Source organism: Ideonella sp. P3_A4 (assembly GCF_056403075.1).
Genome location: NZ_JBFUGE010000004.1, coordinates 1 through 14,782, shown reverse-complemented (window position 1 = coordinate 14,782; position 14,782 = coordinate 1). Strand labels below are relative to the sequence as shown.

General features: G+C 69.5%; 14 protein-coding genes. 7 read left to right on the top strand and 7 right to left on the bottom strand.

What is annotated here, in order from left to right; genetic code table 11:
* Positions 1–59: 59 nt before the first annotated feature.
* Positions 60–749 (bottom strand): NADPH-dependent FMN reductase, encoded by a 690-nt coding sequence (gene ssuE / locus AC1DYI_RS01275; RefSeq protein WP_477202265.1) that lies wholly within the window; start codon positions 747–749, stop codon positions 60–62.
* Positions 750–937: 188 nt separating this feature from the next.
* Between ssuE and AC1DYI_RS01270 the strand changes: the two genes are divergently transcribed.
* Positions 938–1,414, top strand: coding sequence for a BON domain-containing protein (locus tag AC1DYI_RS01270; protein WP_477202264.1), 477 nt, complete (start codon positions 938–940; stop codon positions 1,412–1,414).
* A 202-nt stretch (positions 1,415–1,616) separates the two neighbouring features.
* Here the strand turns inward: AC1DYI_RS01270 and AC1DYI_RS01265 are convergent, their stop codons facing one another.
* Positions 1,617–2,726 carry an alkene reductase gene (locus AC1DYI_RS01265; protein ID WP_477202263.1) on the bottom strand — a complete coding sequence of 370 codons (1,110 nt, stop codon included), beginning with the start codon at positions 2,724–2,726 and terminating at the stop codon, positions 1,617–1,619.
* A 133-nt stretch (positions 2,727–2,859) separates the two neighbouring features.
* Here AC1DYI_RS01265 and AC1DYI_RS01260 point away from each other — a divergent pair, with 133 nt between their 5' ends.
* Positions 2,860–3,747, top strand: coding sequence for a 23S rRNA (adenine(2030)-N(6))-methyltransferase RlmJ (locus AC1DYI_RS01260; protein ID WP_477202262.1), 888 nt, complete (start codon positions 2,860–2,862; stop codon positions 3,745–3,747).
* Between the two features lie 12 nt (positions 3,748–3,759).
* Here the strand turns inward: AC1DYI_RS01260 and AC1DYI_RS01255 are convergent, their stop codons facing one another.
* Together AC1DYI_RS01255 and AC1DYI_RS01250 are read right to left on the bottom strand one after the other, a co-directional pair.
* Entirely contained in the window at positions 3,760–4,287 is a 528-nt protein-coding gene (locus AC1DYI_RS01255) for a hypothetical protein (protein WP_477202261.1), read from the bottom strand.
* 111 nt (positions 4,288–4,398) lie between these two features.
* Entirely contained in the window at positions 4,399–5,742 is a 1,344-nt protein-coding gene (locus AC1DYI_RS01250; protein WP_477202260.1) for a S8 family serine peptidase, read from the bottom strand.
* A gap of 75 nt (positions 5,743–5,817) precedes the next feature.
* Here AC1DYI_RS01250 and AC1DYI_RS01245 point away from each other — a divergent pair, with 75 nt between their 5' ends.
* The 3 genes from AC1DYI_RS01245 to AC1DYI_RS01235 all read left to right on the top strand — a co-directional run bounded on the left by AC1DYI_RS01245 (position 5,818) and on the right by AC1DYI_RS01235 (position 8,342).
* Entirely contained in the window at positions 5,818–6,309 is a 492-nt protein-coding gene (locus tag AC1DYI_RS01245; protein WP_477202259.1) for an RNA polymerase sigma factor, read from the top strand.
* Positions 6,310–6,325: 16 nt separating this feature from the next.
* A complete protein-coding gene (locus AC1DYI_RS01240) occupies positions 6,326–7,111 on the top strand; it encodes an anti-sigma factor family protein (RefSeq protein WP_477202258.1) in 786 nt (261 codons plus the stop codon).
* 142 nt (positions 7,112–7,253) lie between these two features.
* Positions 7,254–8,342 (top strand): TIGR03118 family protein, encoded by a 1,089-nt coding sequence (locus tag AC1DYI_RS01235; RefSeq protein WP_477202257.1) that lies wholly within the window; start codon positions 7,254–7,256, stop codon positions 8,340–8,342.
* Positions 8,343–8,383: 41 nt separating this feature from the next.
* On the opposite strand, the gene AC1DYI_RS01230 is transcribed toward AC1DYI_RS01235, so the two are convergent.
* Positions 8,384–8,902 carry a hypothetical protein gene (locus AC1DYI_RS01230; protein WP_477202256.1) on the bottom strand — a complete coding sequence of 173 codons (519 nt, stop codon included), beginning with the start codon at positions 8,900–8,902 and terminating at the stop codon, positions 8,384–8,386.
* A 215-nt stretch (positions 8,903–9,117) separates the two neighbouring features.
* Between AC1DYI_RS01230 and AC1DYI_RS01225 the strand changes: the two genes are divergently transcribed.
* On the top strand, positions 9,118–11,181 hold the full coding sequence (locus AC1DYI_RS01225; protein WP_477202255.1) for a M61 family metallopeptidase: 2,064 nt from the start codon (positions 9,118–9,120) through the stop codon (positions 11,179–11,181).
* Complete coding sequence (locus tag AC1DYI_RS01220) at positions 11,178–13,193, top strand: M61 family metallopeptidase (protein ID WP_477202254.1); 2,016 nt, start codon at positions 11,178–11,180, stop codon at positions 13,191–13,193. The genes AC1DYI_RS01225 and AC1DYI_RS01220 overlap by 4 nt, the downstream gene beginning before the upstream one ends.
* A 4-nt stretch (positions 13,194–13,197) precedes the next feature.
* Here the strand turns inward: AC1DYI_RS01220 and AC1DYI_RS01215 are convergent, their stop codons facing one another.
* Both AC1DYI_RS01215 and AC1DYI_RS01210 read right to left on the bottom strand, forming a co-directional pair.
* The gene (locus tag AC1DYI_RS01215) at positions 13,198–13,638 is read right to left on the bottom strand and encodes a PaaI family thioesterase (protein WP_477202253.1); all 441 of its coding nucleotides are present in this window, start codon (positions 13,636–13,638) and stop codon (positions 13,198–13,200) included.
* A gap of 109 nt (positions 13,639–13,747) precedes the next feature.
* Complete coding sequence (locus AC1DYI_RS01210) at positions 13,748–14,527, bottom strand: SPFH domain-containing protein (RefSeq protein ID WP_477202252.1); 780 nt, start codon at positions 14,525–14,527, stop codon at positions 13,748–13,750.
* Positions 14,528–14,782: the final 255 nt, after the last annotated feature.

Here is a 14,782-nt window from a genome sequence, read left to right as displayed (position 1 = left end):
GCCGGCGCCGGGACGAGGAGCCACCAGAGCTCAGGAAAATCAGTGGGGCAGCGCGGGCGTCAACACGCCGCGGTGACGGCACCGCTGCGGTCGACCGACGTGGGATGCGGCGGCGAGGCCGGCACCCAGTTCAACGGCTCTGCGGCAGGCGCGCGCGGGTCGGCCAAGGCCCGCAGCAACCGGTCGCGCACGGCGTGGTTGGGGTGCCAGCCGCCGGACTCGTCGGCATCGAACTGCGCATCGGAGGCGAACACCGTGTCGAGGATCTCGCGCGCACCGAGCGCGGCCAGCACCGGCCGCAGCGCGTAATCAACAGCCAGCAAGTGCGCCACGCTGCCACCGGTGGCCAGTGGCAGCACCCGCTTGCCGCGCAAAGCGTCCGGCGGCAGCAGGTCGAGAAACAGCTTCAGCACGCCGCTGTAGGCGGCCTTGTAGATCGGGGTGGCGACCAGCACCAGTTCGGCCGCTTGCACCTGGGTCACAGCCAGCGCCAGGGCTGGCTCAGCGGCATCGGCCCGCAACAGTGCGGCAGCAGGCAAGTTGCGGATGTCGATCGTCACCGGCTGCGCGTCCGGCCCCAACAGCTGCAGGGCTTGCCGCAGCAAGGCGGCAGATCGGGAGTGTGCCGACGGGCTGCCGGCCAGCGCGGCGACTCGTCGGTTGGGCCGGTCGGGCCCGGCGACATCGGCCACAGCGCCCGGCTCGGCGCCCTGCCGGGGAAGCTCGCGGACCGGAATCGCATTCAGCATGCCAGCCACCTTAGCGGCGGGCCCTGGGCCGAACAAAGAATGCTTTCGATTGAACTTAGAGCCGCCGCGCCGGCACCCACCGCCAAGCGGCGACCAATATCACACTTGAAATGTCAACGATGCTCTCGTCATTTATCGCACCCCCCTAATTTCAGATACCCTACGTCTGCTCACAAAAGATAAGAGGGATGGCCGTGAGTCTATTGAGTTTTGATCGGGAGGCCGGCGCCGACTTGCTGGTCACGAACCCCGTCCAACCGGACGGTGAGACGACTCTCGCTGTGCCGGCCACCCTGTGCCGAGCCATCGAGGCCCGCCTGGCCCAGTTGGGCCTGCGCGCCGAGCAGCTGGAAGTGACCTACGAGCCGGCCCGCTCGATGCTTCGGGTGACCGGTTGTGCGGCGAGCCAGGACGCCCGAGAACGCATCCTGCTGTGCTGCGGCAACGTGCGCGGCGTGGCGGCGGTCGACGACCGCATGACGGTGGTGATGCCGTCCGAGGTCTCCCGCTGGCGCTTCGTGCAGCCGGGTGACACGCTGGCGCGTATCGCCAAAGACCTGTATCGCGACGCGCAACGCGAACAGCAACTGCGCGCCGCCAACCAGCCGCTGATTGGCGACACCGACGAGTTGCAGCCGGGATGGCTGCTGCGAGTCCCCGCGTAAATAAAGCCCCCACGCCCCTTCCAGGGGGGCTACCTTGCAGGCCGCGCTTGGCCAGTGGCCAAGCCCCTCGGCAGGCACGAACAGTCCACTGGACTGTTCATGTCCGGCCTCGGCCCCCGAGGGGGCTCGCGCAGCGGACTGGCAAAGCCAGATCCGCGCACGCCACTTGGAAGCGGCGGCCCTTACGGGCGCCGCGACCTGCTCAATCCACCAGTGCGGGGTAGTCGGTGTAGCCGCGTTCGTCGCCGCCGTAGAGCGTCGCGTTGTCGAGCGGGTTCAGCGGAGCGCCTTTGCGAAGGCGGCGGCCGAGGTCGGGGTTGGCGATGAAGAGTTTGCCGAAGGCGACGAGGTCGGCATCGCCGTGGCGGACCGCGGCTTCGGCCATTGGGCGGTCGTAGGCGTTGTTGACCATCCAGGCGCCGGCGTGATGGGCCCGCAAGGCGGCGTAGTCGAACGGAGCCACGCCTTGCGCGCCCAGGTCGCGTGGGCCGCCGGTCGCGCCTTCGACCACGTGGACGTAGGCCAGGCCGAGCGGCGCGATGCGCTCCATTGCGCGGCCGTAGGTGGCTTGGGCATCGCTGTCCTGGCCGGCGTCGTTGGACGGGGTGATCGGTGACAGGCGCACGCCTGTACGGCCACCACCGATTTCGCTGGTGATCGCCTGCAACACCTCGGCCAGCAGCCGGGTGCGGTTCTCGATCGAGCCGCCGTAGTCGTCGCTGCGGTCGTTGATGCTGTCGCGCAGGAACTGCTCGAGCAGGTAGCCGTTGGCCGCGTGCAGCTCGACACCGTCGAAGCCGGCCTGCATCGCCAGCCCGGCGGCGCGGCGGTAGTCGGCGATCAGGCCGGGGATTTCGTCGGTGCGCAAGGCACGCGGCGCCGACACCGGGAAGAAGCCGCCCTCGATGAAGGTGCGGCCCTTGGCCGGGCGATCCGTCGACGACACCGGCTGCGCGCCGCTTGGCAGCAGCGACACATGCGAGATGCGGCCGACGTGCCAGAGCTGGATCACGACCTTGCCGCCTTCGCCGTGAACTGCATCGGTGACACGCCGCCAGCCGGCCACCTGCTCGGGCGAATAGATGCCCGGCGTGTCGAGGTAACCCTGGGCCATCGGGCTGATCTGGCTGGCCTCGGTGACGATCAGGCCGGCCCCCGTCTCGGGGTTGGCGCGCTGGCGGTAGTACTCGGCCATCAGCTGCGTCGGCACTTGGCCGGCACCGGCGCGGTTGCGGGTCAGCGGCGCCATCACGATGCGGTTGGCGAGCGCGATGTCGCCCATCTGCAGCGGGTCGTAAAGAGATGAAGTCATGGGCACGCAGCCTATCGAAAGCCACGCCGGCTAAAGTGCGAGCTGAACCAAGGCCCCACGCGATCCAGGCCCTCCGTCGAACCAGGCGGCAGCGCGCCGCGATTTGGGGTTCAGCCCAGAAAGAAGACCCGCCATGCTCGCCTACCGACACGCCTTTCACGCGGGCAACCACGCCGATGTGCTGAAGCATCTGGTGCTCGACCAGGTGCTGCGCTACATGACGGCCAAGGACAAGCCGTTCCGCTACATCGACACCCATGCCGGCGCCGGTGGTTACCTGCTCAAGGGCGCGCAGGCGCAAAAGAAGGCCGAGTACCGCGAAGGCATCAACCGGCTGTGGAGCCGCCCTGACCTGCCGCCGGCCGTGGCCGACTATGTGCAGCTGGTGCAGCAGTTCAACCTGCCGGCACCCGAGCCGGGCCAGCCCGCGCCGGTGCTGGAAAAAGGCATGACGCCGCCGCTGGCGCTGTACCCCGGCTCGCCGTCGTTCGCCCGCATGCACCTGCGTCCAGGAGACTCGATGCGGCTGTTCGAGCTGCATTCCAGCGATGCACGCACGCTCGCTGCGCACTTCGGCGGCCGCCACGTGCAGGTGCTCAACGAAGACGGCTTTGCCGGCCTGAAGGGCCAGGTGCCACCGAACCCGCGCCGCGCGCTGGTGCTGATGGACCCGTCGTACGAGCTGGTCGGCGACTACGGGAAGGTGGTGGCTGCGATGCGCGAGGCCATTGCGCGTTACGCCGAGGGTGTCTACGTGATCTGGTACCCGCAGATCGCGCGGGTTGAAGCCGCACAGTCGCCCAAGCGCCTGATGGCGCTGGCGCCCAAAGGCTGGCTGCATGTGCGCATGACGGTGGCACAAGCCGATTCGCAGGGCTTCGGCCTGGCCGGCAGCGGGCTGTTCGTCATCAACCCGCCGTTCACGCTGCACGAGACACTGCAAGGCGTGATGCCCTACCTCACCGAAGTGCTGGCGCAGTACGACGGGGCGAGCTACCTGATCGAAGAGCAGCCCGCCTGAGGCGCGGCGCCGTCAGCGCTGCACGTTGCCGCTGGCCGACGCATTGCCGCCGGCGTTGACGTTGCGCCCTTCGCGCGTAGCCTGGGCCGCAGCCGCGCCGTTGGCCGAGGCCGGGCCTGCTGCGGCGGCACCGGCCGCGGCGCCGCTCAGGCTCTGAGTGGCCGGCGCAGTCGGGACAGCTGGGGCGGGGGCCGCCGGCGCGTTGGCGCCGCTCAACAGCGCCTGGCCATTGCCCTGCGCCGCTGCCGTCGCTTGACGACCTTGCGCCGAGGCCGTGCCCGTCGCATCAGCGCTGCTGTTCAGTTGGCGTTGCGCGCGCGGCAACCGCAGGTCCTGCTGGCCTTGGCCGGCCAAGCCGCCATTGGCATCGAAGCTGCGCGGGCCGAGTGAACCGGTGAGGCCGCCCTGGCCCATCAGGCCACCGCCCAGGTTGCCGCCCCCGCCACCCAACAGGCCGGCGTGGGCCGAGGGCAGCGTCAACAGGCTGGAAGCCACGGTGATCAGAGCAGCAGCGATGCGGGTGGTGTTGCGGGTGTTCATGGTGAAACTCCTTGTCGATGGTGTCGGCGGCAGACCATCTGCGCCTTGCCACCTGACAACGAGCCCCGCTGAGCGCTTCTTCCGCCGCTTGCAAACCCTTACAGGATCGCCTCAAGGCCAGACGCTGGCGCGGGCCTGCACCCGCTCGGGCGCAGTGCGCAAGGTTTCGCCAACCAGGCCCCAGCCGAACACCGGGTCGCGGCCGCTGGCGCCCAGGTCCAGCGCCTGGCGGGCCAGCACTTGTACGGCCGCTCGTGCCGCAGCCGCATCGGGGCTGGACAGTTGCGCCGCTAGCAGGCCAGCGACCACCGGCGCCGCAAAAGAGGTGCCGCGCGCCGTGCCGTAACCGCCATCGCTTGACGCGGCCACCGCCAGGTCGGCACCCGGTGCGGCGAACTGCACCTGCGGCCCTTGGGCGGCCTCCGGCAACACGCGGCGCCGGCTGGTGACGCCGGTCACGCCGACCGCGTCGGGATAAGCCGCCGGGTACAGCGGCGGCGCCGTCGGGCCGTCGTTGCCGACCGCCGCCACCACCAGCTGGCCGCGGCCCGTCAATGCGTGCACCGCTTGTTCGAGCAGCCGGTTGGCCGGCCCGACCAGGCTGACGTTGACCACCGGCACGCGCTCACGCGCCATCCACGCCAACGCCTGCGCGACGCGTTCGGCCGAGCCGCCGACCGGTTGGCCGCAGTAGACATCGGCCGCATACAGCGTCGCGCCCGGCAAGGCGCCGGCAAAGCGACCGTCCCGCCCGACCAGCAGCGACGCGACCGCCGTGCCATGCACGCTCGGCCGCACCGCGCCGTCGCAACCCCAGCGCTGCAGCGCGCCGTCTCGCAGCGCCGGGTGCGTGGCGTCGACGCCGCTGTCGATCAGGCCGATGCGCAGTGGCTTGGCTGCAGACGATGAAGGCGCGGACGCGGCGGGCGCACTCGTGGCCGAGGCATCGACTTCACCGCTGCGCGTGTAGAGGTGGTTGAAGTCGACCACCAGCGCCGGGTCCAGCAGCCGCAATGTGGCCAGGGCCTGCGCCGTGCTGCGGCCACGCGGCGCCTGCAGCACGACGTTGCGCAACTCGTCCAGGCCATCGAGCGTCTGTTCACGCAGCAGCGAAAAGCCCTGCGCCTGCGCCGCGGTCAACAGCGCGGCCGAAGGCGACACCAGCAGCAGCTCGCCCCGCACGATCGGCTCGCCAGCGGGGTCGGCTTCGAGCACGTCGGCGTGATCGGCCAGCAGCGCGCGCAAGGTCGTGCGCCGCAGCTCGCGCAGCCGCTCTTCGGCCTGTCTCTCCACCGCCCGCGTGTCCAGTGGCACCCCCAGCGGCTGCGTGGGCAAGCGTGGCAGGTTCGGCAGTCCACCGGCGCCAGGCAAGCGCAGCTGCGCCCACGCCGGCAAGGCCACCGCCACCGCGCCGGCAAACAACAAGCCACGCAGGCAGGCACCGGGTCTCAGCATCTTCACCATGCCGAGCATAACGACGGCCGGAGGGAAGAAAATCCCGTCGCCCGACGTTGTCGCGACAAAGCCATGATGGACGATGAGAACCAATCGCTGCGCCAAGACATCGCCGCCCTGCTGCCGCGCCTGCGGCGTTTCGGCCGCACCCTCACCCGCCACCGCGAAGACGCCGACGACCTGGTGCAGCTGGCGGTGGAGCGCGCCTTGAACCGCAGCAGCCAATGGCAGCCGGGCAGCCGGCTCGACAGCTGGCTGTTCCGCATCATGCAGAACGCCTGGATCGACGAGCTGCGCGCCCGCGGCCGGCACAACGAAACCTTCGTGCCCGAAGAGCAAGGCCTGCAGGTCGGTGTGTCGACCAACGACAGCCAGATCGATGCAATCGCGGTGCGCAACGCGGTCGCCAGGTTGGGCGACGACCAGCGTGCGGTCGTTGCGCTGGTGCTGGTCGAGGGCCTGCCGTACAAGGAAGCGGCCGAGGTGCTGGGCATCCCGATCGGCACGCTGACCAGCCGCCTGGCCCGCGCCCGCGAAACCTTGCAAGGCCTGCTGGCCGCACCGTGAACACCGCGAGACCCCGATGACCCCGACCCCGATCACCGACGAGCAGTTGATGGCCTTCGCCGACGGCGAGCTGGACGGCGCCGAGCGCGACAGCGTCGCCGCCGCAGTGGCCGCCGACCCGACACTGGCCGAGCGGTTGGCGCAGCAGCAGCGGTTGCGTGCGCGGCTGAACGCAGCGTTTGCCGACGAGCTGGACGAGCCGGTGCCCGAGCGCCTGCTGCAGACCGTGGCCCCAACTCCTGCGCCTGCGCCAGCACGCGCGCCCGTCATCTCGTTGGCCCGGCATCGTGCCGCCGTCGAAGCTGCACGCGTGCCTGCCATGCCCTCTGCTCGCCCCAGCTGGGTCCAGTGGGGCGGTTTGGCCGCGAGCATCGCCATCGGCGTGCTGATCGGCCACTTCGGCTGGCCCAGCGGCAACGCAGCGCCCGATGGCTTTGCGCTCCAAGCCGGCAAGCTGGTGGCGCGCGGCCCGGTGCAAGCCTCGCTGTCGACCCAGACCGCCGCAACGCCGGAGCCCGGCGCCGCTGTGCAGCTGCACTTCAGCTTCGTCGACCAGGCCGGCCGCTACTGCCGGACGTTCAGCACCAGCGGCAATGCCGGTCTGGCCTGCCGCGAAGGCCATGACTGGGCGGTGCAATTGCTGGTCGATTCGCCAACCGGCGCTGCTCCGTCTGGTGGCATGCGCCAGGCCAGCAGCGCCTTGCCCGCCGCCCTGCTGGCCGAAGTCGACCGCCGCATCGAGGGCCCGCCACTCAACGCCGCGGCCGAGCAGCAGGCGCTGCAGCACGGCTGGCAACGCTGAAACGAAAAACAATCAGCCAGCAACTTTGCGCACCGCACACCGCACCCACTGACGGTGGCCGGTGTGTGTCCTAGCGTCCCATGCCTCGCCACCCCGCGCTGCGTGAACCGCGCGCGGCCACCATGGATGCGAGGAGAACCTGATGCAACGACGTTTTCTGATGCGTGGCCCGCTGGCCGCGCTGCTGGCGCTCGCCCTGGGCACGGCCTTCAGCCCGGCCGCGCAGGCTGAGCGCAGTGCCTACAGCGTGCACAACCTGGTGTCCGACGGCAGCGTACCGGCCGACCACTCCGACCCTAACTTGAAAAATCCGTGGGGCGTGGCGTTCAACCCGAACGGCTTCGTCTGGGTCTCGAACAACCACACCGGCACCTCGACGCTGTACGACGGCGCCGGCGTACCGCAGACCTTGGTCGTCGCGGTGCCACCGGCGCCGGGCGGCGACATGGGCTCGCCGACGGGCATCGTCTTCAGCGGCTCGAGCGACTTCGTCGTCAGCGCCAACGGCCTGAGCGGCCCCAGCCGTTTCATCTTCTGCACCGAAGACGGCACGATCTCGGGCTGGGCGCCGAACGTCGACCTGCACAACGCGATCGTCGCGGTCACCACGCCGTACGCCAGCTACCGCGGCATGGCGATCGCCGCCACGCCGAGTGGCAACCGGCTGTACGCGGCCGACTTCGTCAACGGCCGCATCGACACCTTCGATGCCAGCTTCGCCCCGGTCACCACCGGCGGCGGCTTCGTCAACCCGAAGCTGCACAACGACTACGCGCCGTTCAACGTGCAGGCCTTCGGCGACAAGCTCTACGTGGCCTACGCCAAGCGCGACAAGGAAGGCGAAGACGAGCACGCCGGCAAGGGCCAAGGCTTCATCGACGTGTTCGACTTCGACGGTCACTTCCTGCAGCGCCTGGTCAAGCACGACGGCATGAACGCTCCTTGGGGCTTCGCGATGGCACCGGAAGACTTCGGCCAGTACAGCGGCGCGCTGCTGGTCGGCAATTTCGGTGACGGCACGATCGCGGCCTACAACCCGCGCACCGGCCACTTCCGCGGCTACCTGCACGGCGAAGACGGCAAGAAGCTGCACATCGAAGGGCTGTGGGGCCTGGCCTTTGGCAACGGCCTGTTCGGCCAACCGAAGAACACGCTGTTCTTCGCCGCCGGCGTCGAAGACGAAGAGGGCGGGCTGTACGGCAGCATCTCGCTGAGCGCGCCGAAGCACTGACCCCAACGAGTCGGGCGACCGCCACCGCGGCGGTCGCCCCTTCAGCGGCGCAGGCAGCGCTCGTTGAAACTCGTCTCGAGCTGGCGCAGCGCCGCCACCTCGGTCGGATTCAGCGTGGCCTCGCGCTTGCGCTTGATCTGGATCACGTCGCGCATGCCGTCGCATTGCTGCGCCGTCGCCCGCGACTGGGCCTGAGCCTGCTCGACCTGGCGGCGCTGTTCCTGCTGCTGCTCGCGTTCGTTCTCGCGTTCACGGTAGGTGCTCTGCATGGCGGCTTGTGCCTCGTCGGTGCACTTGCGCATGAACTCCTGCCGCAGATCGCGCATGGTGTTGTAGTTGCCCTGCTGGGCCGCGCTGCGCATCGCGTCGTTCAGACTGGCGCAGCGCGGGCTCAGGTGGCGGTTGAGCTCCGACGTGCTGTCGGCGGCCGGCAACATCCGGGCGCAACGCTGCTCGACGACCTGGCCATTGAACACGGTGTAGCAGCCCTGGGCCTGCGCGAGCGTGCTCAGCGCCAGGCCGAAAAACAGGCCGTGGACGGCCTTCCATTGTTGTTTCATCGAACCAGCCTCCCTCTGGTGATGGCACGGCGCGACCTGTGGTGGGCAACAGCGCCTCGGTCTTGGCCATGCGGATACATGTAGATACGTAGTATGCCGTGCCGTCGTCGGGTGCCCCAGCCCGTGCCCCAGCCCGTGCCCCAAGCCCGTGTCCCTAGCGCGTTAGGGGGTGACCTGCCCTCGTGTATGGTGCGGGGCTTTTGGAGAACCGACCCATGCAGCGTACCCACCGCCTGGCCCATCCGGCCGGCACGGCGTTCGCAGCGGGCGGCCGGGCGGGCCTGATCGGCGCCGTTCGGACCGGACTCGCTGGGCTCGCCTGTTTCACCGCCACCACCTGGCCCGTCGCGGCGCAGGCGATCACGCCGGTCACGCCGATGGCCGACGTGGCCGCGATCCCGCAGCCGACGCCGCGCAACGCGCCCTACCCCGGCGTGATCACGCTGGCCGTCGATGCGACCGACCTCGACCACCGCGTGCTGCGCGTGCAGCAGACAGTGCCGGTGGCACAACCCGGCCGGCTCACACTCTTGTACCCGCGCTGGCTGCCCGGCACGCACGGCCCCTACGGCGATGTCGACCGACTGGCCGGCCTGCAGGTGCGTGCCGGCGAGCGCAACGTGCCGTGGCAGCGCGACATGGTCGACCCCTACGCCTTCCACGTCGATGTGCCAGCCGGTGTCAGCACACTGACGTTGAGCTACGAGCACCTGACGCCGACCGAGCGCGGCCAGGGCCGCGTCTCGATGACCCGCGCGCTGCTGGGCGTGCAATGGAACCAGACCGTGCTGTACCCGGCCGGCCACTACGCCAGCGCGATCCGCGTCGCGGCCAGCGTCAAGCTGCCTGGCGGTTGGCAGCAGGCCAGCGCGCTGCGCTCGGCCGACGGCAACGTCGCGCAGGCCGGCTCGGACGGCTGGGTGCGCTTCGCGCCGGTGTCGCTGGAGACCCTGGTCGACTCGCCGCTGTTCGCCGGCCCGAACGCCAAGCGCATCGAGCTGGACCCACCCGGCACACCGAACCCGGTGGCGCTGAACCTGCTGGCCGACGAGGCCTCGCAGCTGGAGGCAAGCAACGCACAGCTCGACGCCCACAAGGCGCTGGTGCAGCAGGCCGACAAGCTCTACGGCTCGCGCCCGTGGCGCCACTACGACCTCCTGCTCTCGCTGTCGAACTCGTTCGGTGGCATCGGGCTGGAGCACCACGAGTCGAGCGAGAACGGCGTGCGCAGCAACTACTTCAAGGACTGGGACAAGGCCATCCGCGCACGCGGCCTGCTGCCGCACGAGTACACGCACGCGTGGAACGGCAAGTTCCGCCGCCCGGCCGATCTGTGGACACCGCAGTACAACGTGCCGATGCGCAACCCGCTGCTGTGGGTCTACGAAGGGATGACCCAGTACTGGGGCCAGGTGTTGACCGCACGCAGCGGCCTCGCGACCACCGAACAGGCACGTGACGGGCTGGCGCAACTGGCCGCGCACCTCGACGCGCGCAGCGGCCGCGCCTGGCGCAGCCTGCAGGACACGACGACCGAAGGCACGCTGGCCTCGCAACGCGACAAGATCTGGCGCGACTGGCAACGCGGCGTCGACTACTACGACGAAGCGGTGCTGATCTGGCTGGACGCCGACACGCTGATCCGCGAGAAGAGTGGCGACACCAAGTCGCTCGACGACTTCGCCCGTGCCTTCTTCGGCCCGACGATGCAGCCGCACGACGACGGCAGCCCGCAGAGCATGACCTACAGCTTCGACGACGTGGTCAAGACGCTGAACAGCGTGCAGCCACACGACTGGGCGGCCTTCCTGCGCGCGCGGTTGGACCGCACCGGCCCCGGCGCACCGCTGGACGGGTTGACGCGCGGCGGTTGGAAGCTCGGCTGGTCGGAGACCGAGAGCGAGTTCGCCAAGCACAACGAAGGCCGCAGCGGCCCGAGCGGACGCGAGCGGCCGGACGACTTCGCGTTCTCGCTCGGCTTGATGGTCGCCAGCGACGGCGAGCTCGACCAGGTGATGTGGAACAGCCCTGCCTTCCAGGCGGGCGCTGCCACTGGCCAGAAGCTGATGGCCGTCAACATGCAGGTCTACAAGCCCGAGCGGCTGGCGGCTGCGATCAGCGCCAACAAGAACGGCGAGGCGCCGATCGAGCTGCTGGTCAAGGACGGTGAGCTCTACAAGCTGATGCGCATCGACTGGCGTGGCGGCCTGCGCTATCCGAAGCTCGAGCGCACGGACGGCACGCCCGATCGGCTCAGCGCCATCTGGGCGGCGAAATGAGCGCGGCAGCGTCGCTCCGGCACAGCGCGCTCGGCCTCGCGGTATGGGCTGCGCTGGCCGGGTCGGCGCTGCCCGCTCGTGCGCATGGAGAACATGGCGATCACGCCGAGCCGGCCGCCAGCGCTGCGGCCCAGCCCACGGTCCCCCCACCCGCCAGCTGGCCCGGCACGATGACGCTGGCGGTCGATGCGACCGACCTCGATCGCCGTGTGCTGCGCGTTCAGCAAACCCTGCCGGTGGCGACGCCCGGCCAGCGCCTGGCGCTGCGCTACGCGCGCTACCTGCCGGGCGGCCACGGCCCGTATGGCGACGTGACGCGGCTGGCCGGCCTGACGATCCAGGCCGGCAACCAGCGCTTGTCATGGCGGCGCGAAGCGGCCGATCCGTTCACGTTCCTGGTCGACGTGCCGGCCGGCGCGGCCAGCCTAACCCTCAATTTCCAGTACCTCGCACCGGTGCGCGGCAGCGGCGAACGCATCAGCGTGACGCGCGAGTTGCTCGGCGTCGAGTGGGAAAACGTGCTGCTGTACCCAGCCGGCCCGGCGGTGCACGCGATCCGCGTGCAGCCGCGGCTGAAGCTGCCGCCCAAGTGGCAGCAGGTCAGCGCGTTGCGCGGGCCGTCGGGCGCGGCGGTGCAGGCGGGCGCCGACGGCTGGATCGACTTCGCGCCGGTGTCGGTCGAATCGCTGGTCGATTCACCGGTCTTCGCTGGCCGCCATGTGAAGCAGGTGCCGCTGGACGCCGCCGGCGCCGCGCACCCGGTCACGTTGACGGTGCTGGCCGACGAGGCCACGATGCTCGACGCCAGCAAGGCGCAGCTCGACGCGCACCGCGCGTTGATCACGCAGGCCGACAAGCTGTTCGGCGGCGCGCGGCACTATCGCCACTACGACCTGATGCTCGCGCTGTCCGACGAGTTCGGCGGCATCGGGCTCGAGCACCACGAGTCAAGCGAGAACGGCCTGCGAACCGACTACTTCAAGGATTGGGACAAGGCGATCCGCGGCCGCGAGCTGCTGGCCCACGAGTACGTGCACTCGTGGAACGGCAAGCACCGCCGGCCAGCCGACCTGGCCACGCCGGATTACCACCAGCCGATGGGCAACAGCCTGCTGTGGACCTATGAAGGCCTGACCGAGTACTGGGGCCACGTGCTGACGGCCCGCGCCGGCCTCAGCACACCCGAGCAGGCGCGCGACCGGCTGGCCAATGTCTATGCCGAAGTCGCCGCACGCAGCGGCCGCAGCTGGCGGCCCTTGCAAGACACGGTGATCGACCCCGCGATCGGCCCTGGCCCGACGCGCGAGTGGGACGAGTGGYAGCGCAATGCCGACTACTACGACGAAGCGCAGCTGGTCTGGCTCGATGTCGACCTGACGCTGCGTGCACTCAGCCACGACCAGCACTCGCTCGACGACCTGGGCCGCGCCTTCTTCGGTGGCCACACGCAGCACCGCGACGACGGCTCGATCGCGCGGCTGACTTACACCGAAGACGAACTGCTGGCCGCATTGAATGCAATCCACCCGCACGACTGGCGGCGCTTCCTGCACGAGCGGCTCGACCGTGTCGGCGGCCCGACGCCCGGCCTCGCGAACAGTGGCTGGCGCCTGGCCTGGGCTGCCGAAGAAAGCAGCTTCGAGAGCAACGAGCGCGGCTGGGAAGGCGAGAACGGCACCGAGCGGCCGCAGAACCTGGCCTATTCGCTGGGGCTGCGGCTGATCGGCGATGGCCGCGTCACCCAGGTGTTCTGGAACAGCCCGGCCTTCGACGCCGGCCTGACCAAGGGCATGTCGGTGCTGGCCGTCAACGACCTCGCCTACAAGGCCGAGCGGCTCGAAGCCGCCGTGCGCGCCAACACCAAGGGCGAGGCGCCGATCCGGCTGTTGGTCAAGGACGGCGAGCGGTACCGCACCGTGACGATCGACTGGCGCGGCGGCCTGCGCTACCCGCGGCTGGAGCGCATCGACGGCGCGGCCGACCGGTTGAGCAAGGTGTGGAAGGCGCGCTGAATCGTTAGGTACCGGTGGCCAGGCCGCCGGCGCTGGCCACGACCGACAACAGCGTCTCGCCAGTGGCCACCAGCGTCTCGTCGCCGCCGGTGCAGGCGTACAACTCGCAGGCGGTGAACACCTGTGACCTACCTGGCTTGATGACCCGCGCCCGGGCGACGAAACGTTCACCGATCGCGGGCCGCAGGCAGTTGACCGAATAGTGCGCAGCCAGCACCTGGCCAACCAGCGTGGCCGCGGCATAACCGCAGGCGGTGTCGATCAGCGCACCGACAACGCCCGCATGCAGAAAGCCGGCGTACTGGCCGACCTCGGGCCGCCATTGCATCGCGATCTCGACCTGGCCCGGCGTCGCGCTCATCACCTCGATCCCGCACCAGCGGTTGAACGCCGCCGTCTCGTTCACGGCGCGCAGTTGCGCCAGCGGATCATTGAGCTCGCCCATCGTCGTTCCTTGAGAGTGCCCTGTGCGGCCACTCTAGTCACGCCGGTCGCCGGTGGCTGTCAAAGGGGCGACAGGGGCGCGAGCACCGCGCCGGCCGACGCCTGCGGCCTCAGGCGCTCGCCGCTGCCGGCGCCGCGCCACCGCGCTGCAGGTACTGGCTCAAGGTCTGAGACAAGGTGACGAAATCGGACGGGATCATCAGCACCGTCGTGCTGCTGTTCTCGGCCCCGACCTCGGAGATCATCTGCATCCGCCGCAGTTCGAGCGCGGCCGGGTTGGCCATGATCTGCGCTGCGGCCGCAGACAATTTCACCGACGCATCGAATTCGGCCTCGGCCTTGATGATGCGTGCGCGCTTCTCGCGGATGGCCTCGGCCTGCATCGCCATGACCTGCTGCATCGCCACCGGCAGTTCGACGTCCTTCATCTCGAAGCGTTGGACTTCCAGCCCCCAGGCCAGCGTCGAGCCTTCGATGCTTTCGCCGAGCAGCGAGTTGATCTTGTCGCGCTCCTGCAGCACCTCGTCGAGGTCGTGCTGACCGATGATGTTGCGCAGGCCCGTAAGCGCCAGCTGGTACACGGCCGCCTCGGCGTCCGCCACCTCGATCACCGACTTGGCAGCATCGACGATCCGATACCACAGCACCGCGTTGACCTTGATCGTGACGCTGTCGCGGGTGATCGTTTCCTGCTGTTCGGCCGACACGGTGCGCGTGCGGATGTCGATCGTCACCGCCCGCTCGATGCCCAGCGGAATGATCCAGTACAGGCCCGGCCCGCGCAGACCGACATGGCGGCCCAACCTGAAGACGACGCCACGCTGGTACTCCTGCGCGATCCGCAGGCCGGAAAGCAACAGAACGACCAGCAGCACAAACGCGATTTCCACGATCATTCCCTTCGTCGAGAGTCATTCGAATCAAGACGCGTACCCGACTCCCTGGCGGGTGTGCGGCTCGGTGGCCTCGGCGGGCCCGGGTTCATCCTGCCCCGCCGCGCATATGGATCGCATTTGGGTCCACCCCAGCGCGCCGATACTCGCGCCATCGGCCCGCTGGCCTTTTCGGGCTTTCTGCGATGACCCGCTGCCTGCTGGTCGATGACGACCACGCCATTCGCACACTGCTGCTGGACTACCTGCAGT